Origin of the sequence: Candidatus Pelagibacter ubique HTCC8051 (genome assembly GCF_000472605.1) — a bacterium.
GTDB classification, from domain to species: Bacteria; Pseudomonadota; Alphaproteobacteria; order Pelagibacterales; family Pelagibacteraceae; genus Pelagibacter; species Pelagibacter communis_B.
The window spans coordinates 1,327,892-1,348,933 of sequence record NZ_KI421440.1; the positions used below are offsets into that span (position 1 = coordinate 1,327,892).

Genomic DNA, 21,042 nt, shown 5'->3' on the forward strand with positions numbered 1-21,042 from the left:
TTTGTATCATCTAATTTTTATTGTTAAAATTAAAAATAATATGAAAGTTTGTATAATAGGCGATGGTCTCACAAGTTTAACTTTAGCTAAGACTTTAGTTAATCAAAATATCTATGTTGATGTTTTATTACAAAAAAAACATCAAAAATTTAGTCAATCTAGAACTATTGGAATATCGAAAAATAATATTGATTTTTTTAATAAAAATATAATTAGCATTAAAAAATTACTCTGGAAACTCCAAAAGATAGAAATATACACTGATAATTTAAAAAAACAAAAATTACTCAATTTTGAAAACAAAGATCAACTTTTTTCTATTGTTAAAAATCATGAACTATATGGTTTAATAGAAAAGAATTTATTAAAAAATAAATTCTTTAAAAAAAAGTTATTATTAAAAAAAAAATTATTTTCTAATAAAGAATACGATTTATTAATCAATTGTAACTATTTTCATCCTTTTACTACTAAATATTTTAGTAAGAAAATCATCAAGAAATATAATAGTTTTTCTTATACGACTATTATTAAACATGAAAAAATTAAAAATAATATTGCAACACAAATTTTTACAAAAAAAGGCCCTTTAGCTTTTTTGCCAATTTCTAATACTGAAACTTCTATTGTTTATTCTATTTATAATTCTAATAACAAAATAAAAGAAAATATTATAGAATTAATTGAAAATTATAATTTCAAATATAAAATCAAAAAAATTGATAGAATTGATAAAATCGAATTAAGTTCATTAAATTTAAGAACTTATTTTAATAATAATATTTTAGCTTTTGGAGATTTGTTGCACAGAATTCATCCTTTAGCAGGACAGGGTTTTAATATGACAATTAGGGATATAAAAATTCTTATAGATATTATTAAAAATAAAATTGATTTAGGTTTACCGTTAGATAGTTCTGTAAATGATGAATTTGAGAGTAGATCGAAACATAATAATTTTATATTTTCAACTGGAATTGATCTAGTACATAAATTTTTTAATTTTGAGAGAAAAACTAAAAATGATATTTTAAGTAAATCTGTTCAATACATAGGTAAAAATTCTTCATTAAATAATATTTTTGTAAAAATTGCTGATAAAGGAATTCTACTTTAAATTATTGTAATGTTGTATTGTTGAAAACATCATAAGCGTATGTACTTAAGATCTCAGCTATTTTATTTTTTCTTAAACTAAGATTTCTAGCTTCCAATAAAACTTGTTTTTCTTCAAGTGTAAAAGGCGATGCCATTGATAAAGCATTTATAATTTCATCTAAACTTTGTTTTTCAAGTTCTTTCCAATTAATAACAAAACCTCTTTTTTCAAACAATAATTTTAAATCTTTAAAAATTAATTCTAATTCTGAAAATTTAAGTTCTTCTTTTTTTTCACTTAGATCGTCGTAGTAATCTTTAAAATCAACTTCATATTCTCTGTATATATTTTGAGATTTGATTTCTTTAATTACTTTAAATCTAATCAAACCTTTTAATTCAATCATATATCTGCCATCTTCTGTTTCTTTAAAGCTAGTTATTTTTCCAAGGCAACCAATATTATGTAGTTCCGGTAAATTTTCTTCATTTTCAAGGGACTTAGGTTGAATCATTCCTATTAATTTATTGGATTTCATGCTGTCATTAACCATATCTAAATATCTAGGTTCAAAAATATTTAAAGGAACGGTAGTTTTAGGAAAAATTATAAAATTACTTAATGGAAAAACAGATATTTTTTTTGGAAGATCTTCTTTTTTCATAATTTTTTATTAATATACCATATCTGTTATTAATTTGTATTGATTGAATTAAAAAAAAAGTCTAACTATAACGATAATATATGCGGGCATAGCTCAGTGGTAGAGCGTCTCGTTGCCAACGAGAAGGTCGAGGGTTCGACCCCCTTTGCCCGCTCCAAAATTTAAATATGAATGATCTTTTAAATAAAAAATGTGTTCCTTGCGAAGGAGGTGTTTTACCGTTTGATATATCTGAAATTCATAAATATCAAAAAAAAGTAGATGGCTGGGATATTTTAAAAGATGGAAAAAAAAATTACTTTCTAAATAAAAAATTTAAATTTAAAAACTTTTTAGATAGTCAAAACTTTATAAATAAAATTGGACAAATTTCAGAAAATGAAGGTCATCACCCAGATATATCTTTTGGTTGGGGTTATGCAGATATAAAGATAACCACACATGCAATAGAGGGGATTTCTGAAAATGATTTTATTTTAGCAGCAAAAATAGATCAATTAACTAATGTCTAAAATGTCTAGTTTTTGAAAAAACTAAAACCGTATCAGTTTCGTTTGCAAAATTAATAATTTCTCTATCTTTGATTGACCCTGAAGGTTGTATAACCGCTGTAACACCTGATTGAACTAATTTTTCAATACCATCTACAAATGGAAAAAAAGCATCAGATGCAGCTACTACCTCTTCTTTGTTATGTGTAAATTTGTTCATTTTATCTATTGCTATCTGACAACTGTCTAAACGACTTGGTTGGCCAGATCCAATTCCTACAGTCGCATCATTCGTCGCAAGCACTATCGCATTAGATTTTACATACCGGCAAATATTGAATGAAAAAATTAAACTTTTCATCTGTTTAGATGTTGGTTTTCTTTTTGAAACAATTTTGAAATCTTTATTACTAAATTTTTTTACATCTTCTGTCTGAATTAATAATTCTTCATTAGCGGATATAAATCTTAATATTTCTTTGAAAGAATAATTAGCAGCATCAATTAATCTCAAATTTTTTCTCTTTTTTAATAATTTTAATGCGTCATTATCAAAGCCGTTTGCAATAATTACTTCAAGAAATAATTTATTTAATTCTGATGCTAGACGTTTACCTATTTTAAAATTACATGATACTATTCCTCCAAAAGCGCTAATAGGATCACACGCAAGCGCAGATTTGTAGCTTAAAAGATGATCTTTATTTATTGACACTCCACAAGGATTAGCGTGTTTAACAATAACAGTCCCAATATTTTTTGGGAGTGATTTTGAAATTGTTAAAGCTGAAAATATATCATTATAATTATTGTAACTTAATTGTTTTCCATGAATTTGATTTATTTTCATAGATCTGTTTTTTGAATATATGCCACTTTCTTGATGAGGGTTCTCCCCATAACGCGGATTTTCAATAAGATTTGCATGAAAAACTCTTTTTTCTGGAAAAATTATATTTGTTTTTTTATTAAAATAATCAGAAATAACTGAGTCATAATAAGCAGTTTCTGTAAATGCAATTCTTGATAATTTCTCTCTAAACTTTAAGGATGTAGAACCTTTATTTCTCTTTAATTCTTCAACGAGCTCTTCATATTGATCTGACGAGGTAACAACTGTTACATCTTGGTAATTTTTAGCTGCTGATCTGACCATTGTTGGTCCACCAACATCGATATTTTCGATTATTTTGTTGTGATTTTTTGTATTTTTTAATGTTTCTTCGAATGGGTAAAAGTTTACAACAACTAAGTCAATATTTTCAAAATTATTATTTTTAATATCTCTTAGATGGGTTTTACTCTTTCTTTTATTTAAAATTCCCGCATGTATTCTTGGATGAAGAGTTTTTACTCTACCTTCTAAAATTTCAGGTGAATTAGTAAATTTTGAAACTTCTAAGCACTTAAATTTTAATTTTTTAATTTCATTATAGGTACCGCCTGAACTAATAATTTTTACATTATTTTTTTTTAATGAACTAAGAAGTGGCTTTAAATTTCTTTTATCCGATACAGAAATAAGAGCAGTTTTTATTTTTGTCATTAAAGCTTAGTGATTTCCCATTTTATAATTTGACTCTCTTTTTTACTTATTCCTGATATACATATGTTTTGATTTTCTTTATATGAATTTTTAATACCTAAATATAATCCATTATCAATATTTATATCAAAATTTTCACAATTAAATTTCCAACCTTCATCTTCCAATTCTATTAAGATTGATTTATTATCCAGTGTTTTCATTACTTTTGAACTTGGGTCTAGGTGAAATCTGATATCAAATTTAGTATCTATTGAATTATCTTTTCTTAATAATTTATCAAAACCGATAAATTTCATTTGCTCCGGATAAAATTCAATTTCTCTTTCATGGATTGTTTTAAAATTTTTTAGATAACCATCATGTGAGCCTGATATTTTCCAATAATTATCTTCAAATACAACGTTTTTCTTAATTATATGAACTCCCTTCTTTACAATTAAATTTGATTTATTCAATTTTCTATAATTACAAGAAGAATGATCCTCAATTGACAAAGTACTTTGTAAAGCTGTACTTTTTGATAGCTTATTCAATTTGTTATGTTTATTAGCAAAGTAGCCTGAGTTTGTAATTAGTTTTTTACCATTTGAAAAAATCTCAAATGAAAGAACTCCAGATTGATAAAATTTTGAAAAATTATTGTTTGGACTCTCTCCAATATCCATTGTTAATATAATTTTTTTATTTCTTAGAATGGCATAACCAGCAATTTCTTTATTTTCATTTTTAAAAACATATCCAAATCTTTTTAGATATTGATCAAATTCTTTATTATTTGAAACGTAATTACCATTAAAAAGAATATCTTGATTAATGTTTTGCCAAATGAATGCATAGTTTTGACCAAGATAATATATTGTTTCATCAATATATTCAGGAATTGTATTTTGAGACTCTTTAAACCACTCTCTAATAATTATAAAATATTTTAAGTAAAAAATAAGTTGTTTTATATTTCTAGATTTTGGAAAACCATCATTATTAATTGAAGATTTTATTATTTTTTTTAAAAAATTTAACCCACTACTCAGATATTTATTATCATCTTTATATGCTAATCCTGTTAAGATAATTGCTGCACATCCAATAATTTTATTTTCTACTTCTGATAAATTTTTAATTTCATTTAAAAGATGATTTGTTTGTTTTTGAATACTTTGATTAAATTTTTTTTTAAATTTATCTTCAGAGTCTTCAAAAGTTAATTGGTGATTAGACAACCATGAAATAATTCTTTTAGATGTTATATCAAAATCCCAGCTTTTTTTATTATAATGATTGTTTTTGTTAATCCAGTTGTTAATAATTTTTTGAGTTGTTTGTTTCGATGATTTTAGATCTAGACTAAAAAACCAAAAAAAATTATTTAATTTTTCAAATTCCTCAGGTTTAATATTATTTTGCCAAATTTCCTCTAATGCAAAATCTTCAATTTTATATTTTTTTTTTTGATATTTTACTATTGAAGATAACAGGTAGGGACTTGGTTTATATTCAAAAGTAATATCTTTAGTTTTGGATATTCTTTTATCGTAGAAATTAGAGTTTTGATAAAATTTCTTTACGCTCTTTTTAAAATCAAAATAAAATTGGTTTAAGTTATCAGTAAAATTATTAATGATCATTAACTTATTTTAATTTTAATAAATCAATATTTTTTTTAATATCTCCATTATTACTTTTAAATACAGTTGTTCCAGAAACAAGTATGTTGGCTCCAGCTTCAATAGCTGATTGACAGTTATCAAAATTAATTCCTCCATCAATTTCAATATCAAAGTCCATATTTTTTTTAGATTGAATATCTTTAAGTTGTTTTACTTTATCCAAAACTTCAGGCATAAATTTTTGACCTCCAAACCCAGGATTTACACTCATTATTAAAACTAAATCTATTTTTTTAAGGTGGTCGATAATTAGATCAATTTTAGAATCTGGATTAAGTGAGACACCAACTTTTTTATTTAAGCTTTTAATTTTTAAAATAGAGTCTTCTATATTATCTGTTGCTTCAGGATGGATAGTAATAATATCAGCACCAGCTTCTGAATATGCTTCAATGTATTTATGAACAGGAGATATCATTAAGTGAACATCAAATTGAATTGAGCAATGTTTTTTTAAGGCTTTAATTACTGGAGGTCCAATAGTAAGGTTTGGAACAAAATGACCATCCATGACATCCACATGAATCATGTCTGCACCACCTTTTTCAAGTCTTTTAATCTCATTACCTAATTGACTGAAATCAGCAGATAATATTGAAGGTGAAATTTGTATTTTTTTCATTGGTTGCTAGATCTACTAGTATCAATTTTTAAAATTTAATTGAATTAAATAATTGATAAATTTGTCGAGAAATTTCGCTTTCTAAAGGAAAGGATAACATGCCCATTACAGAATATCCTAAGACCCAAGGCATAAAGTAAAACCTAATCATATAAAAGAACCAAGCAACATACAATGGAATGAGGGCGGCTATAATGAAAGTCGGGGTAATTGGCTTAAAAATTTTAATAATTGGATTAGTATATTTTACAAATATCTTCATAAAAAAAAACTCTGAGTCCTCTTTTTGAAAAATATTCATCGCAACTCTTCCTATCAATGTCCACATGATCACCCCAAAAAGGTAGTCAATAAAGTAAACTAAAGGATGAAAGTTTGCTGACATTAAGAAATTTATATTTGAAAAAAGATTAAATTAAAAGGGGCGAAATTAATCGCCCCTAGAATCAAGATTTATTAGTTCTATTTACCAGTGACAGTTCTGCCAGTAGGTATTCGAACTTCATCTACCATTTTTTGAGTTGCTTTATCAGGCGCTTGAGTCATCAAACTCACTACAACCATAGCAACAAAACTAACACCTGCTCCGAAGATACCAAATGTTAACTGAGTAAGTCCTAAGAAACCACTTCCACCAGTTCGTACCCAAACTAGGTACCAAATAGCAGATGCAAGACCTAAAACCATACCAGCAATAGCACCTTCTCTGTTAGCTCTTTTCCACCATACACCAAGTACTAGTGGGAAGAACAATCCAGACATCGCAAAGTCAAAAGCCCAGATCACTGAACCCAAGATTCCTTGGATTTCCATTGCCGCAATAGTTGCTCCAGCAAAACCAATTACTACAAGTAATATCCTTGCAACAAGAAGTCTTTTTGCAGTCTCTGCTTTTGGATCAATCATTTTATAATAAACATCATGAGAAATCGCATTTGCAATTGCTAGAATTAAACCATCAGCAGTTGACATGGCAGCAGCCATACCTCCGGCAGCAACCAGACCTGAAATCACATATGGCAATCCAGCTATTTCTGGTGTTGCTAACACAACCGCTTTACCGCCCATGAAAAACTCATTTAATTCAAGAGTTCCATTTCCGTTAAAGTCACTGATGAACATCAAGTTTGCTTGATTCCAGTTTTGGAACCAATCAATTGATTGAACTTCAGCAAATGATTTACCAATAATACCTGTAGATAAATTTGGATCAATCAACGACAGTTTAGATAGCGTTGCCAACATTGGCGCAGAAGAATACAGAAGGAAGATAAAGAATAAAGACCAACCCACTGACTTTCTAGCTGCTTTTACACTTGGAGTAGTAAAGTATCTCATCATCACGTGCGGTAATGAAGCTGTTCCCATCATCATCGCTAGTGCCAATGAAATAAACGCCCAAGGCGTTGCATTTACTGCAGAGTGTGCTTTAGTTATTCCAGCTAACCCTTTAGGTACCGTTGCTAAATCAGCTGCAGAGTTTTTAACAAACCCAAATTGCTGTTCTAGTTCACCAATTCTAGCTACTTCATCAGCTAACATAAAGTGAGGGAAGAAACCTGCTCCCATTTTGTTACTGATCCAAAAAATTGGAAGTAAATAAGCTATAATTAGTACAATATATTGCGCAACCTGTGTCCAAGTTACCGCTCTCATACCACCCAACATTGAACAAAGTAAAATACTTATTAGCCCAATATATACAGCGTATTTAAAGTCGATATCTAGAGCAACAGAAGCAATAGTACCTGTAGCGTTAATTTGTGCAGTCACATAAGTAAATGAAGCAACAGTTAAAACTATTACTGCGCATAGTCTCGCTAAATTACCACCGTATCTTGTACCTACAAAATCTGGAACTGTGTAACATCCAAATTTTCTTAAGTATGGTGCTAATAAAGTTGCAACTAATATGTAACCACCAGTCCAACCAACAAGTAGAGCCATATATCCATAACCTTTGAAGTAAATACCACCTGCCATTGCAACGAATGAAGCACCAGACATCCAGTCTGCTGCTGTCGCCATACCGTTGAATACAGTTGGAACTTGCCTTCCAGCTACGTAATATGCATCTGCTTGAGCTGTTCTTGATAGATAACCGATTAATGCGTAGATGAATATTGTAAAGGCCACAAAAGCAACACCTATTGCTTTAGCAGTCATACCCATCTGCTCACCAATTGCCATTAAGATTATGAAACCTATAAAACCTCCAGTATAGATCCCGTAAACTTTTGGCAAATTGTCTATAAATTTACCTTTAATCATTAGTCATCTCCTCTTTCGTTGAAGCCGAACTCTTCGTCGATTTTCTCTTGCCTATTAGCAAACCAGAAACATAAGATTACGAAAATTCCAAGAGATCCCTGACATGTAAACCAATATGTCCATGGATATCCAAAAGGTCCAGTAACCTCATTCATTTCAGCTGCAAAAAGGAAGATGCCAATTGAGAATACAAACCAGATTGCCAGTGTTACGAATAACAGTGACCTGGTTTTTTCCCAGTGTTTTTCTGCGTTTGACATTTATACCTCTCTTTTTAGTTATAACTGTGAAAACCATAACCATTATAAAGGTTTTGAAAAGATGAAAATTACTCACAATAGGTGCTTAAATACATGCTTTTTTAAGGTATAATTGTCTCGAACAAAGATTTTATGCAAAAATATAAATTATCCTGGAAAGATTTATCTTTTAATGATTTTAAAGTTTATTTGTTTGCTTTGTTTAAAGCTTTCATTCCAAAGAAAAAAATAAAAAATTTAGATGAACTTGAGCTTTTTATCCAAACAAAATCTGCATGGGTTACTCAAGTTACTTTGTATAGTTATTTAAAAACAAGAATGGGAACTAGATATGTTCTTCATTTTGACAATGATGAATTTATGTTGTCTGTAAATCTAGCTAAGTGGAATATTTATTCTGTCGCTTTACAGGATCTTGTTTTTTTTACCTTTTCATATTTAAAAGTTAATTTTAATTATGAAGATATAAATCAAGCCAAAGAAATTTATTTAAAAATCCTAGATGATGAAACGTCAAATAAGATGCCAATTAATATAATTGAAGAAGCGAAAAAAAGTTTTGATGAAAGGTTTCAAAATTTAGATTGGGAAATTTATTATAAAGATCTTCCATTTAATCCGAGTGCCCTATCTCTTTACAAGTGGGCTCCGATTGCTGAAGAGCTTAAAACTTTAGATCGAAAAATTGTATTAAATTCTATGATTTTAAAATGGGATATTATTAAACAGGAATTTAAAAAGTTAATAGAATTTTAAATATTTTTTCTATTATCAACTAAACCCTCAACTACATTAGGATCAGCCAAAGTGGTTGTATCACCTAATTGGTCATGTTCATTAGCCGCAATCTTTCTTAGTATTCTTCTCATAATTTTTCCTGATCTAGTCTTTGGTAGACCCGGGGTAAAATGAATTAAATCAGGAGTAGCCAAGGGTCCAATTTGTTTCCTAACCCAAAGTTTTAAATCTCTTTCAAGATCGCCAGTTTCTCTCTCACCAACATTCAAAGTTACATAGCAATATAGTCCGTTACCTTTTATGTCATGTGGATACCCAACAACAGCTGCTTCAGCAACTTTTGGATGAGCTACAAACGCACTTTCTATTTCAGCAGTACCAAGGTTATGTCCTGATACAATAATGATATCATCTACACGACCTGTGATCCAATAGTAGCCATCTTTATCTCTTCTACATCCATCACCAGTAAAATACTTTCCATCAAACTGTGAAAAATAAGTATCTATAAATCTTTGATGATCGCCGTACACGGTCCTCATTTGACCAGGCCAAGATTGTGTAATACATAGTCTGCCTTCTCCAGCTCCTTTAATTTCCTTACCTTTTTTATCAACAATCGCTGGCTTTATCCCATAAAATGGTTTTGTTGCTGATCCTGGTTTTAAATTCATAGCTCCAGTTTGAGGTGCAATCATTATTCCACCTGTTTCAGTTTGCCACCAAGTGTCAACTATAGGACAATTTGAATTTCCTACTGTCTTGTAGTACCACATCCATGCCTCAGGATTAATTGGTTCTCCAACTGTACCAAGTAATTTTAAAGATTTTCTTGAAGTTTTTTTTACAGGTTTATCACCCTCTCGCATTAAAGCCCTAATTGCTGTTGGAGCTGTGTAGAAAATATTCACTTTATATTTATCAACAATTTGCCACCATCTTGAAGTGCTTGGATAATTAGGAATACCTTCAAACATAATGGTTGTTGCACCATTTGCTAAAGGTCCATAAATTATATAGCTGTGTCCTGTGACCCAACCAATATCAGCTGTACACCAATAAATGTCTTTAGGCTTATAATTAAAAATATATTGATGAGTCATTGAAGCATACACCATGTAACCACCTGTGGTATGTAAAACTCCTTTAGGCTTACCAGTTGAGCCTGAAGTATATAGAATAAATAATGGGTCCTCAGCTTTCATTTCTTCAGGCTCACAATGATTTGACATATCTTTAATTAAATCATGATACCAAACATCTCTTTTCTTATCCCAATTGATATAATTTCCAGTTCGTTTAACAACAATACATTTTTTAACATTTGGGCAACTCTCCAATGCTTCATCTGTTGTATATTTTAGAGGAATAGTTTTGCCACCTCTAACACCTTCATCTGCTGTAATTATATATTCCGACTCACAATCATTCACTCTTCCAGAAATTGAGTCTGCTGAAAATCCCCCAAAAATAATTGAGTGAACTGCACCAATTCTAACACAAGCTAACATCAAAATAGCAAGCTCAGGGATCATTGTTAAATAAATAGTAACTCTATCACCTTTTTTAATTCCTAATTTTTTTAAGCCGTTTGCAGCTTTTGAAACTTTTTCATGAAGTTGTTTATAAGAAATTTTTTGACTGTCTTTAGGATCATCTCCAACCCAAATGATAGCAGTTTTATCTTTTTTATCTCTTAAATGTCTATCTATACAATTTGCTGAGGCATTTAAAGTTCCATCTTGAAACCAATTTATTTTAACTTCTTTTTTACTGTACTTTACATCTTTAATTTTTTTGTATGGCTTAATCCAAGTTATTCTTTTTCCTTCTTTTCTCCAAAACTCATCATTACTTTTTATAGATTTGGAGTATTTATCCTGGTATTTGCCTTTTGTAGCTAAACTACTTTTAATCCATTGAGATTTTGTTTTAATAATTAGTTCTTTTGAATTTTTATCATCAACTTTGCTAACTACCTTTTTTTTAACTTTAGTTTTTTTTGTTACTTTTTTGATAACTTTTTTTTTAACATTAGTTTTTTTCTTTTTTTTTAATGGCATGGAATAATTTTATATATTTAAATTTTACTCATCTTATTTAATATTTTCCAGCTTTTAGAGTCTATAGGCATTACCGACAGTCTACTTTGTTTAATCAGAGCTAAATGGCTTAATTCCTTAGATTTTTTGATATTTTCAAGGGTTATAGGTTTGGATAATTTTTCTATAAATTTAACTGTAACAGCTACAAACCGTCCTGATTTATCAGTTTTATCAAGATAAGCTTCTTTGATTACTTCAACAACTCCAACAATTTCTTTACCAATATTTGAGTGATAAAAAAAACAAAGATCACCTTTTTTCATACTTTTTAAATTTTTGGCAGCTTGATAATTTCTAACACCATCCCAGGCAGCACCTTTGGCACTTGCTTTTTTTTGTTGATCAATAGACCAAACATCGGGTTCTGACTTTACTAACCAGTACTGCATTATAATTGTACTCCTGCTCCTTTAAGAAAAGCAGCTTTTTCATCTAAGGCCCACCTTGGTTTTGCTGGATGATCTAAATTATCAAATTGTTTCAATTTAAATTTTTCTAAACCAACCATAGCAATCATAGCGGCATTGTCTCCACAAAATTCAATTGGTGGAAATATGCCTTGATATTTTTCCTCGTTACATAAATTAATTAACATAGATCTAATTCTTTTATTAGCCGCCACTCCTCCAGCAACTACAAATATTTTTTCTTTTAAATCATTTTGTTTTTCAAATTTATTAAATGCAATCTTAGATTTTTTATATAGGATTTGTTCAACTGTTTTCTGAAAAGAAGCTGCCAAATCAAATTTTTCCTGATCTGTTTTAATATTTTTTGTTATTTTCAAAATTGCTGTTTTAAGACCTGCAAAGGATAAGTTACATCCTCCTTTGTTAAAAATAGGTTTTGGTAAATCGTATTTATTTGGATCACCTTTTTCTGCTAATATTTCTATTTGAGGTCCACCAGGAAATTCAATTCCCAAAAGTTTTGCAGTTTTATCAAATGCTTCACCTAAGGCATCATCAATAGTAGTTCCAAGCCTTTGATATTTTCCCAAACCTTGAACATTTAAAAATTGTGAATGGCCACCTGAAATTAATAATAGTAAATAGGGATATTTTAATTCTGAATTTAGTTTTGGACTTAGGGCGTGACCCTCCAAGTGATTAACAGCAATGAATGGTATTTCTAAAACAGACGCAAAAGCTTTTCCAAAACTTAGACCAACGGATAAGCATACTATTAAACCTGGACCAGCTGTTGATGCTACTGCATCAATTTCCTCTATTTTTTTCCCACTTTCATTTATTGCTTTTTGAACAATCCAATCAATTTTTTCCATGTGAGATCTTGCTGCCAATTCAGGAACAACACCCCCAAAATCTTTATGAACATCAACTTGACTTGAAACAATATTGGATAAAACTACAGGTATTCCTTGCTCATTTTCAGTGATTATTGATGCTGCTGTTTCATCACAGCTAGTTTCAATTCCAAGAATTAAGGGTTTTTTACTCATTCAAATAGTTTTTATTAATTGTACAATCTCAATACAAGTAAGAAATATATTTATTTATGAATAAGAAAATCGTTATTGGATCAAGGGGAAGTAAGTTAGCATTAATATATGCTCAAAATGCCAAAGATAAGATTATTCAAAATACAAATTTAAATGATGAAGATGTTATAATTAAAGAAATAACAACAAAGGGAGACCAGTTTCAAGATCAAAGGTTATCAGAAGTAGGTGGAAAAGGTTTATTTTCATCAAACATAGAAAAAGAACTTCAGGATAAAAAAATTGATATAGCCGTTCACGCTTTAAAAGATATGCCAGCTATTGAAACTGATGGTCTAAGAACAGATACATTTTTAGAAAGAAACGATCCAAGAGAAATATTAATAACCAAAGATAAAAAAAAACTCAAAGATTTAGATGCTGAAGCTGTAATTGGAACCTCATCCTATAGAAGAGAGTTTCAAATAAAAAAAATTAAACCTAATCTTAATTGTAAGCTTATTAGAGGAAATGTTGATACAAGAATTAAAAAACTTAAAGATGGTTTGTATGATGCAATTTTATTATCTTATGCAGGAATTAAGTCTTTATCAATTGAAGATGAAATTACAGAAGTGTTTTCATCTCAAGAAATAATTCCAAGTGCAGGACAAGGAATTATTTCACTTCAATGTCGAGACGGTGATAAATATATTATTTCAATTTTAGACAAGATAAATCATCAAAAAACATCCTTAAGAGCTCATGCTGAAAGAAATGTTCTCAAAGTTTTAGAAGGTGACTGTGAAACTGCTGTAGGAGCTCATGCTGTTATTGATGGTGATGAAATAATTTTAGAGGCTGAGCTTTTTTCTTTAGATGGCACTCAGAGATATTATGAAAAAAAATCTTCAAAAATTGAAAATGCTAAATTACTTGGTAAAGAAGTTGGGAAGATATTAAAAATAAAATCAAATAATTCTTATAAAAAATAATATGCATATTTTATTAACTAGACCGTTAGAAGACTGTTCTGAAATGATCATAAAATTTAAATCTTTAGGAAATCAAGTATCTCACCTTCCATTACTAAGAATAGATAAGGTAAACTATCAAGAGATTAATTTCTCAAACATTAAAGGTATTATTTTTACGAGCGCAAATGCTGTAAAATTTCTAGATTTAAAAAATATTAATAAAAATTTTTTATGTTTTTGCGTTGGGAGTGCTACGGAAAAAAAAGCTAGAAGTGTTGGTTTTCAAAATGTAATTGTAGCTGAGGGTAATGTTGAAAATTTAAAAGAGCTACTTTTGCAAAATTTTAATCAGAAAGATGGAACTTTACTTTATATAAGTGGTGAAACAGTTTCCGTTGATCTTGATCAGCAATTATTGAAAGAAGGATATGACATTAAGAGAGTTATTAATTATAGAGCTACTCATAACCAAAACTTTGATGATAAATTTGTAAATCAATTAAAGCTTAACATGCCTGATATGGTTTATGTTTATTCTCAAAATAGTGCCTTAAGTTTACTGAATTTTATTAAGATGCATCAATCAGAAAGTCTTTGGATGAATACAAACTTAATGTGTATTGGTGAAAAAACCTCGTCAATATTGAACGAAATTAAGTGGAAGAAGATATTTCTTTTTAATCCTGGAGAAGAAGAGTTTTTGTTATATAAAATTTGACTATGGAAATAATAAATAATTTTTCTGATATATTTTTATCAGTTTGGAAAAAAGGAATTCTAGGTGTTGATATTTTTCAAATATTAATTGGAATTGGGATATTTTTTATTTTTTTAGTTTTCAGAGGACTTATCTCTAAGCTTATAATTAAAAAATTAGAAATAATTTCTAAGAGAACAACCAATAAACTTGATGATACTTTCGTAAAAGCTCTAGAAGGTCCTGCAAGATTTTTACCTATTGTTCTTGGTTTTTTTATTGCAAGTTATTACATGACTTTTTCAAATGATGGGCGAGAAGTTGTGGATACTATTAACAGAACGTTAATTACAATATTAATATTTTGGGTTATTCATCAAATCATTGAACCAATTTCTTACATCTTAAGCGGATTAGATAAATTATTAACTAGAGAATTAATTGGATGGATAATTAAATCTCTAAAAATTTTAATTTTTATTTTAGGGCTTGCAGCAGTTTTAGAATTGTGGGGAATAAAGATAGGGCCAATTATTGCAGGACTAGGTCTGTTCGGTGTAGCAGTTGCATTAGGTGCACAAGATTTATTTAAAAATTTAATTTCAGGAATTTTAGTGTTAGTTGAAAAAAGATTTAAGATAGGTGATTGGATTGCAGTTGACGGTATTATAGAGGGAATTGTTGAAAAGATTGGATTTCGATCAACAACAATTAGAAAATTTGATAAGTCACTTGCAATTATTCCAAATTTTCAATTTGCAGAAAATGCGGTTGTAAATGTAAGTGAAACATCTAATTGGTTGATAAGTTGGATAATTACTCTTCAATACGACACAACAGTTGATCAATTGAAAACAATTAGAAATGAAATTGAAGCATACATCAATAAGAGTGAAGACTTTGATGTAAACGTTGGTGTAGCAGTTAGAATTGATAAATTTTCTGATAGCTCAATTGATATGTATGTTCGTTGTTTTACAAAAACTAACAGCTGGAATGAAATGCTCTCTGTTAAGGAAAGACTAGCAATTGAAATTAAACAAATCGTAGAAAATAATAAAGCAGCTTTTGCTTTCCCAAGTCAGTCGATTTATATCGAAAAAAAATGATAGCGATTTTCTATTTAGTTTTACAAATTTTAAAATTGTATTCGTATGTTGTTATAGCAAATGTTGTTATTAGTTGGCTGGTAGCTTTCAATGTTTTAAATACTCAAAATAGATTTGTTTATTCTGTTTTAGAGCTCACTTATCGATTAACTGATCCTATTTTATATAAAATCAGACGTTTTTTACCGAATTTAGGCTCTTTGGATATATCTCCAATAATTCTTCTTTTATTGATTTGGTTTATTGAAATGTGTATGAAGCTGTACATTGCACCAATGATTTTTTAAGAAAAAATATGATTTTAATTGATGGAAAAAAAGCTGCAGCTGAACTTAGAGAAGAATTAAAACAAGAAGTAGCTGAATTAAAAACTAAATATAACAAAGTTCCTGGGTTAACTGTTATTCTGATTGGAGACATGGCCCCAAGTCAAATCTATGTACGAAACAAAGAAAAATCAGCAAATGAAGTAGGTTTAAAATCAGAGGTTATTAAATACCCTGATACAGTAGAAGAAAAAACTGTTCTAGAAAAAATTGAGGAATTAAATAATGATTCAACTGTCTCAGGAATTTTGGTTCAGCTTCCACTTCCAAAACATATAGACAAACAAAAAGTAATCGAAACAATTACTCCATCTAAAGATGTGGATGGTTTTCATCCAATGAATGTAGGTAATTTGTCTTCAGGGTATGAGAGTTCTGTACCTTGTACACCCCTTGGATGTTATTTAATGATTAAAAAAGTTGAGCCAAATTTAAGTGGTAAAAAAGCAGTTGTAGTTGGAAGATCTAATTTAAATGGAAAACCAATGACACAACTTCTTCTTAAAGAAAATTGTACAGTGACTATTACCCACTCAAGAACAAAAGATTTAAAAGCAGAATGCTTAGAAGCAGATATTATAGTTGCAGCTGTTGGTATTCCAGAACTTGTAAAAGGTGATTGGGTTAAAAAAGATGCAATCGTAATTGATGTTGGAATTAATAAAACAGAAAATGGTTTAATAGGTGATGTTGCATTTGAAGAGGTTTCAAAAGTAGCTAAGGCTTTAACTCCAGTACCAGGTGGAGTAGGACCTATGACAATTGCTTGTTTATTAAAAAATACAATAGATTGTTTTAAAAGATCACAAAAATAAACACTTTTTCGTTAATAAGTTTTATTGTCTCAAATTGATAAAAGTTAATTAATTTCTTTTTTTATTTGATAAAGTTTTCAAATGAAAAAACCACCATATGAATATCGAATCGGATTGATAATGATATTGCTAACAGCAGTTCCAATTGGTGCAACTCAATTAGGCTGGCACTTATATGGCAAACAAGTTGGTTTTGATTTTGGCATGATAGCCGGAACTTTTTCTGTAATTTTAGCAGGATACTTGATGTATCAAAAAGGATGGCGTGATGAGGATGAAGATTAATTTATGGAAAAAATAATATTTTTTGGACTAGCAATTCCTATACTTGGTTTTGTTTTTTATTTAGGAGGTACTGCAATCATGAAGGGCTTTAAGGCTAAGGTTGATAATGCACCTCAAGAGCCAGAAAAAAGTGAAACTATAGATATGTCTTTTAGTAATGATCAGCTAAGTGATGAAATTACAAAACTCAATGAATTACGTCAAAGTGGAGTTTTAACCCAAGAAGAATTTGAAAAAGCAAAAGATAAAATATTGAATAGTTAAATTTTTATTATGTTTGAAGGGTTTAAAAAAAAACTTGTCAAAGTAAATAGAGGAAAAATTTTTTGTAGATTTAAAGGTAATGGGCCACCTTTACTTTTACTACATGGTTATCCTCAAACACATCTAATGTGGCATAAGACAGCTCCAGAATTAAGCAAATATTTTACAGTGGTAGTTGCTGACTTAAGAGGATATGGCAATAGTTTAGTTTTGCCCGGTGGAAAAAACCATTTTAATTATTCAAAAAGAGAAATGGCCAAAGATATGGTTCAATTGATGGATAAATTAAATTTTAAACATTTTTTTGTTGCAGGTCATGACAGAGGTGGAAGAGTTGCACATAGAATGGCAAGAGATTTTAGAAAAAAAATTTTAGCCTTGAGCGTTCTTGATATTTGCCCGACGTTAGACATGTATGAAAAGACAAATGAAAAATTTGCTAAATCTTATTTTCATTGGTTTTTTTTAATTCAGCCAGCCCCATTACCAGAGAGAATGATTATGACTAATCCAAGAAAATGGATAAAAAACTGTTTAGATAAATGGTCTGGTAATCATAAATTTGGAAGTGTTGAAGAGGCATATTTAAAATCATTTAAACAAAAAAAAAGATTACATGCATCTTGTGAAGATTATAGAGCTTCAGCCACAATTGACTTAGATCATGATAAAAAAGATAGAAGTAAAAAACTTAATATCCCAATTCAGATATTATGGGGAAAAAAAGGAGTAATAGGCAAACAATTTGATTCAATCAAAATTTGGAAAAGATACTCTTATAAAAAAGTTTATGGGTCCGGAATAAATTCTGGTCATTTCATTCCTGAGCAAAATCCAAAACAAGTAATTTTTAAATTAAAAAATTTTTTTCTTAAACAAATTTAAAGTCAATCTTTAAGAATTGATTTTAAAGAGTTAATCTCACCAATTTTAAATGTAATTGCGTCTTCTTTTTTAAACCCAAATTTCTCAGCATTTTCTTTAAATCGAATAGGAGGTTCCATTATAGGTTCGAGAGATAAAACAAAAGTTCCCCAGTGCATTCCAAGTACTTTTTTGCTTTTTAAATCTTGAGCAACATTAAGAGCTTCTTCAGGAGTGGTGTGATAAATAGATTTGTTAAACATTGGTCTAAAATCATAAGCTCCAATATTAATCATCGTAATATCAATTGGACCATATTTTTCGCCAATTTCTTTATAGATATTTCCATAGCCTGTGTCACATGCAAATAAAATTTTTATATGTTTATATTGTATTAAAAAATTACCCCATAAAGTTTTGTTGGTATCAGTTAGACTTCTTTTTGACCAATGTACTGCTGGCAAAAAAGTTATTTTTATATGATCGTTAATTTTAATTTCATCATACCAATCCATTTCATTGACATCTTTGTATTTTTTAAAATATTTTCCTAACTTTAAAGGAACCAGTACTTTTGCATCCTTAAAAGGAAACTTTCTAATTGTAGACATATCTTGATGATCATAGTGATTATGGGTTAATAGAAATATATCTGTTTTTGGAATTTCACTAAGTTTTAAAGCTGGTTCAGTAAATCTTTTTGGACCAAAAATTAATGGCCCTGCATTTTTTGAAAATACTGGATCAGTTATTATTGTTATTTTTCCTAATTTAATTAAAAAAGTAGCATGACCAATCCAAGCAATATAATCATCATCTTTAAAATTTTCTAAATTATTTAAAACTTTTTGTTTATTTATTACATGTTCTTTTGGCACGGTCATATCAAGCTTCTTTTTTTCTTGATTAAAGTATCTATAAGAAAATTTTCCAGAACTTGATCTTGAAGTTGGTGATCCCTCAGGGTTTCTGAAACTTCCATCTGGAAGATGGTGCCAAGGTTTTTTTATCATATTTTAAATCAATTTTTTTTTTCCATTAACCACAATCCATCTCCTGCTAGAAAATAAATTTTTCCATTATTTGGATGTATTTGAATATCTCTAATTCTTCCTATTTTATTTTTAAAAATAACTTCTTCATTTACATTAGATAAATCATTAAAAATTAGTTTTCTTAAGGATTTATCTTTAAGTGAGGTTATCAAAGCATCACCATTCCACTCTTTAAACTCATTTCCTTTGTAAATAGTTATTGCGCTAGCAGCAATTGAGGGCACCCAGTATTGAATTGCTTTAGTAAAACCAGGCATCCATTTTGGTCCAATTTTGGTACCTGAATAGTTCTTTCCACCCCATCCTAATATTTTCCAACCATAGTTTTCACCTTTTTTTACTTCACCAAACCAGTCACCACCTCTTGCTCCATGGTTACTTAAATAAATTTTTTCATCATAAGGAGATAATGTTAATCCCTGAGGGTTTCTAACACCTATTTGATAAATTTCTGGTAACCAATTTGATTTACCCTCAAATTTTGGATTATCTTTTGGAATACTGCCATCTGTATGAATCCTTATAATACTACCAGGATGTTTGGTTGGATCTTGTGCAATCATTCCCATTCCTCTTTCACCAGCTGATGTATAAAGATATTCACCTTTAATCACTAACCTAGAGCCAAAATGATAACCTGAGTCTATAGGTGGATTTGATTGAAATATATTTTTAAAATCTAATTCTTTTTTATTTAATCTTGCCTTAGCAATTGAAGTACTTGTTTTTCTATTACCTCTATCTTCAGAATATGAAACCCAAATATTATTATCTTGGTAAATAATATCTAATAATCCACCTTGCCCAACGTTTAAATAATTTAAGTTATGCTTAATCTCGAAAATATCTTTTGAATTAGTATCAACTATTTTTATTTTTCCATCTTTTTCAGTTATAATTATTTCATCATTATTGATAAATGTAGATCCCCAAGGCTCTTCTAATTTTGTTATTTTTTTAAAACTGTAATTCTGAGAATAACTATTTGCTGAAAATAATAAAAAAAAAATTAATAAAAAATACTTTTTCACTCTAAGAAAGTTTTGATCTACCACCATCAACAGCAATAATTTGACCAGTTACCCACGAACTATCTTCAGTTATTAGAAATTTTGCAAGAGAAGCAGAATCTTTTCCTTCACCCAATCTTTTTAGTGGATGAGCTTTTGCAATACCTTCTGCTATTGTAGTATTTTTAAGCATTGGTTCAGCAATTTTTGATTTTGTTAAACTTGGAGCAATACAATTCACTCTTATGTTTGGGGCAAATTCTGCTGCTAGCGATACCGTTAACCCTTCAACGGCAGCTTTAGCTGATGCAATAATTGCATGGTTTGTAAACCCTCTTTGAGCTGCAACTGTTGAAAATAAAACAATAGAGCCTTTGTTTTTTTTTAAACTTTCTTGATATCCTTTAATAACCTCTACTGCTGAATAAAGATTTAATTTCATACATTTATTAAAATCTTGTTCAGTAACCATTCTTAATGGCTTCAAATCAATTGAACCAACGCAGTATGCAATTCCCTTTATCTCAGAAATATCTGCTTTAACTTTTTCAATAAAACCTTCTTCTAAAACATCAGCAACTGTAAATGTGCAACCTAATTTTTCTGCAATAGAACTTACTTCAACTTCATTTCTTGCAATTAAATGAATATCATTTTTAGAGTCTTTTAATTGTTCAGCTAGACTTGAACCAATAGAACCTGTCGCACCAAAGATTAGATATTTTTCTGACAT

At 29.2% G+C, this 21,042-nt stretch carries 24 protein-coding genes and 1 tRNA gene; 12 read left to right on the forward strand and 13 right to left on the reverse strand.

The genetic code is table 11. From position 1 onward, the window contains the following. Position 1 precedes the first annotated feature (1 nt). Positions 2 to 1,117: a ubiquinone biosynthesis protein UbiB gene (locus F754_RS0107155; protein ID WP_027303493.1), complete on the forward strand. Its 1,116-nt coding sequence runs from the start codon at positions 2 to 4 to the stop codon at positions 1,115 to 1,117. 1 nt (position 1,118) lies between these two features. Here F754_RS0107155 and F754_RS0107160 read toward each other — a convergent pair whose 3' ends face one another. Continuing rightward, the gene (locus tag F754_RS0107160) at positions 1,119 to 1,763 is read right to left on the reverse strand and encodes an LON peptidase substrate-binding domain-containing protein (protein WP_023649236.1); all 645 of its coding nucleotides are present in this window, start codon (positions 1,761 to 1,763) and stop codon (positions 1,119 to 1,121) included. Positions 1,764 to 1,845: 82 nt separating this feature from the next. Here F754_RS0107160 and F754_RS0107165 point away from each other — a divergent pair. Together F754_RS0107165 and F754_RS0107170 are read left to right on the forward strand one after the other, a co-directional pair. Next, positions 1,846 to 1,920: transfer RNA gene (locus F754_RS0107165), tRNA-Gly, on the forward strand. 10 nt (positions 1,921 to 1,930) lie between these two features. Continuing rightward, entirely contained in the window at positions 1,931 to 2,275 is a 345-nt protein-coding gene (locus tag F754_RS0107170) for a 4a-hydroxytetrahydrobiopterin dehydratase (RefSeq protein ID WP_023649237.1), read from the forward strand. Here F754_RS0107170 and purH read toward each other — a convergent pair. From purH to F754_RS0107200, 6 genes are all read right to left on the reverse strand, one after another. Next, complete coding sequence (gene purH / locus F754_RS0107175) at positions 2,265 to 3,800, reverse strand: bifunctional phosphoribosylaminoimidazolecarboxamide formyltransferase/IMP cyclohydrolase (RefSeq protein WP_023649238.1); 1,536 nt, start codon at positions 3,798 to 3,800, stop codon at positions 2,265 to 2,267. The genes F754_RS0107170 and purH overlap by 11 nt on opposite strands. Further along, positions 3,800 to 5,428, reverse strand: coding sequence for a heparinase II/III-family protein (locus F754_RS0107180; RefSeq protein WP_023649239.1), 1,629 nt, complete (start codon positions 5,426 to 5,428; stop codon positions 3,800 to 3,802). Before F754_RS0107180 ends, purH begins: the two co-directional genes overlap by 1 nt. 4 nt (positions 5,429 to 5,432) lie before the next feature. Continuing rightward, positions 5,433 to 6,092 (reverse strand): ribulose-phosphate 3-epimerase, encoded by a 660-nt coding sequence (locus F754_RS0107185; protein ID WP_023649240.1) that lies wholly within the window; start codon positions 6,090 to 6,092, stop codon positions 5,433 to 5,435. Between the two features lie 28 nt (positions 6,093 to 6,120). Then, positions 6,121 to 6,477, reverse strand: a complete 357-nt coding sequence (locus F754_RS0107190; protein ID WP_023649241.1) for a hypothetical protein — start codon at positions 6,475 to 6,477, stop codon at positions 6,121 to 6,123. 77 nt (positions 6,478 to 6,554) lie between these two features. After that, complete coding sequence (locus F754_RS0107195) at positions 6,555 to 8,363, reverse strand: cation acetate symporter (RefSeq protein WP_023649242.1); 1,809 nt, start codon at positions 8,361 to 8,363, stop codon at positions 6,555 to 6,557. Beyond that, the gene (locus F754_RS0107200) at positions 8,363 to 8,623 is read right to left on the reverse strand and encodes a DUF4212 domain-containing protein (protein WP_023649243.1); all 261 of its coding nucleotides are present in this window, start codon (positions 8,621 to 8,623) and stop codon (positions 8,363 to 8,365) included. The genes F754_RS0107195 and F754_RS0107200 overlap by 1 nt, the downstream gene beginning before the upstream one ends. A gap of 132 nt (positions 8,624 to 8,755) precedes the next feature. On the opposite strand from F754_RS0107200, the gene F754_RS0107205 reads away from it, so the two are divergent. Then, complete coding sequence (locus F754_RS0107205) at positions 8,756 to 9,379, forward strand: hypothetical protein (RefSeq protein WP_023649244.1); 624 nt, start codon at positions 8,756 to 8,758, stop codon at positions 9,377 to 9,379. Here F754_RS0107205 and acs read toward each other — a convergent pair. The 3 genes from acs to tsaD are packed head-to-tail and all read right to left on the reverse strand — an operon-like array spanning position 9,376 to position 12,928. Then, complete coding sequence (gene acs, locus F754_RS0107210; RefSeq protein WP_023649245.1) at positions 9,376 to 11,424, reverse strand: acetate--CoA ligase; 2,049 nt, start codon at positions 11,422 to 11,424, stop codon at positions 9,376 to 9,378. The genes F754_RS0107205 and acs overlap by 4 nt on opposite strands. A 17-nt stretch (positions 11,425 to 11,441) precedes the next feature. Beyond that, on the reverse strand, positions 11,442 to 11,855 hold the full coding sequence (locus F754_RS0107215) for an EVE domain-containing protein (protein ID WP_023649246.1): 414 nt from the start codon (positions 11,853 to 11,855) through the stop codon (positions 11,442 to 11,444). Beyond that, a complete protein-coding gene (gene tsaD, locus F754_RS0107220) occupies positions 11,855 to 12,928 on the reverse strand; it encodes a tRNA (adenosine(37)-N6)-threonylcarbamoyltransferase complex transferase subunit TsaD (RefSeq protein ID WP_023649247.1) in 1,074 nt (357 codons plus the stop codon). Before tsaD ends, F754_RS0107215 begins: the two co-directional genes overlap by 1 nt. Positions 12,929 to 12,984: 56 nt before the next feature. Here tsaD and hemC point away from each other — a divergent pair, with 56 nt between their 5' ends. The 8 genes from hemC (at position 12,985) to F754_RS0107260 (ending at position 18,265) form a co-directional block, all read left to right on the forward strand. Next, entirely contained in the window at positions 12,985 to 13,902 is a 918-nt protein-coding gene (hemC, locus tag F754_RS0107225) for a hydroxymethylbilane synthase (protein WP_023649248.1), read from the forward strand. 1 nt (position 13,903) lies between these two features. After that, the gene (locus F754_RS0107230) at positions 13,904 to 14,602 is read left to right on the forward strand and encodes a uroporphyrinogen-III synthase (protein WP_023649249.1); all 699 of its coding nucleotides are present in this window, start codon (positions 13,904 to 13,906) and stop codon (positions 14,600 to 14,602) included. Between the two features lie 2 nt (positions 14,603 to 14,604). Continuing rightward, positions 14,605 to 15,690 carry a mechanosensitive ion channel family protein gene (locus F754_RS0107235; protein ID WP_023649250.1) on the forward strand — a complete coding sequence of 362 codons (1,086 nt, stop codon included), beginning with the start codon at positions 14,605 to 14,607 and terminating at the stop codon, positions 15,688 to 15,690. After that, positions 15,687 to 15,977 (forward strand): YggT family protein, encoded by a 291-nt coding sequence (locus F754_RS0107240; protein WP_023649251.1) that lies wholly within the window; start codon positions 15,687 to 15,689, stop codon positions 15,975 to 15,977. Before F754_RS0107235 ends, F754_RS0107240 begins: the two co-directional genes overlap by 4 nt. A gap of 8 nt (positions 15,978 to 15,985) precedes the next feature. Then, positions 15,986 to 16,831: a bifunctional methylenetetrahydrofolate dehydrogenase/methenyltetrahydrofolate cyclohydrolase FolD gene (gene folD / locus F754_RS0107245; protein WP_023649252.1), complete on the forward strand. Its 846-nt coding sequence runs from the start codon at positions 15,986 to 15,988 to the stop codon at positions 16,829 to 16,831. A gap of 81 nt (positions 16,832 to 16,912) precedes the next feature. Then, entirely contained in the window at positions 16,913 to 17,116 is a 204-nt protein-coding gene (locus tag F754_RS0107250) for a hypothetical protein (protein WP_023649253.1), read from the forward strand. Between the two features lie 3 nt (positions 17,117 to 17,119). Then, complete coding sequence (locus tag F754_RS0107255; protein WP_023649254.1) at positions 17,120 to 17,380, forward strand: SHOCT domain-containing protein; 261 nt, start codon at positions 17,120 to 17,122, stop codon at positions 17,378 to 17,380. Between the two features lie 9 nt (positions 17,381 to 17,389). Beyond that, positions 17,390 to 18,265: an alpha/beta hydrolase gene (locus tag F754_RS0107260; protein ID WP_023649255.1), complete on the forward strand. Its 876-nt coding sequence runs from the start codon at positions 17,390 to 17,392 to the stop codon at positions 18,263 to 18,265. Between the two features lie 2 nt (positions 18,266 to 18,267). Here the strand turns inward: F754_RS0107260 and F754_RS0107265 are convergent, their stop codons facing one another. The 3 genes from F754_RS0107265 to F754_RS0107275 are packed head-to-tail and all read right to left on the reverse strand — an operon-like array spanning position 18,268 to position 21,042. Further along, the gene (locus F754_RS0107265; RefSeq protein ID WP_023649256.1) at positions 18,268 to 19,257 is read right to left on the reverse strand and encodes an MBL fold metallo-hydrolase; all 990 of its coding nucleotides are present in this window, start codon (positions 19,255 to 19,257) and stop codon (positions 18,268 to 18,270) included. An 8-nt stretch (positions 19,258 to 19,265) separates the two neighbouring features. Continuing rightward, positions 19,266 to 20,357, reverse strand: coding sequence for a PQQ-dependent sugar dehydrogenase (locus tag F754_RS0107270; RefSeq protein ID WP_023649257.1), 1,092 nt, complete (start codon positions 20,355 to 20,357; stop codon positions 19,266 to 19,268). Continuing rightward, positions 20,332 to 21,042 carry an SDR family oxidoreductase gene (locus F754_RS0107275; RefSeq protein ID WP_023649258.1) on the reverse strand — a complete coding sequence of 237 codons (711 nt, stop codon included), beginning with the start codon at positions 21,040 to 21,042 and terminating at the stop codon, positions 20,332 to 20,334. The genes F754_RS0107270 and F754_RS0107275 overlap by 26 nt, the downstream gene beginning before the upstream one ends.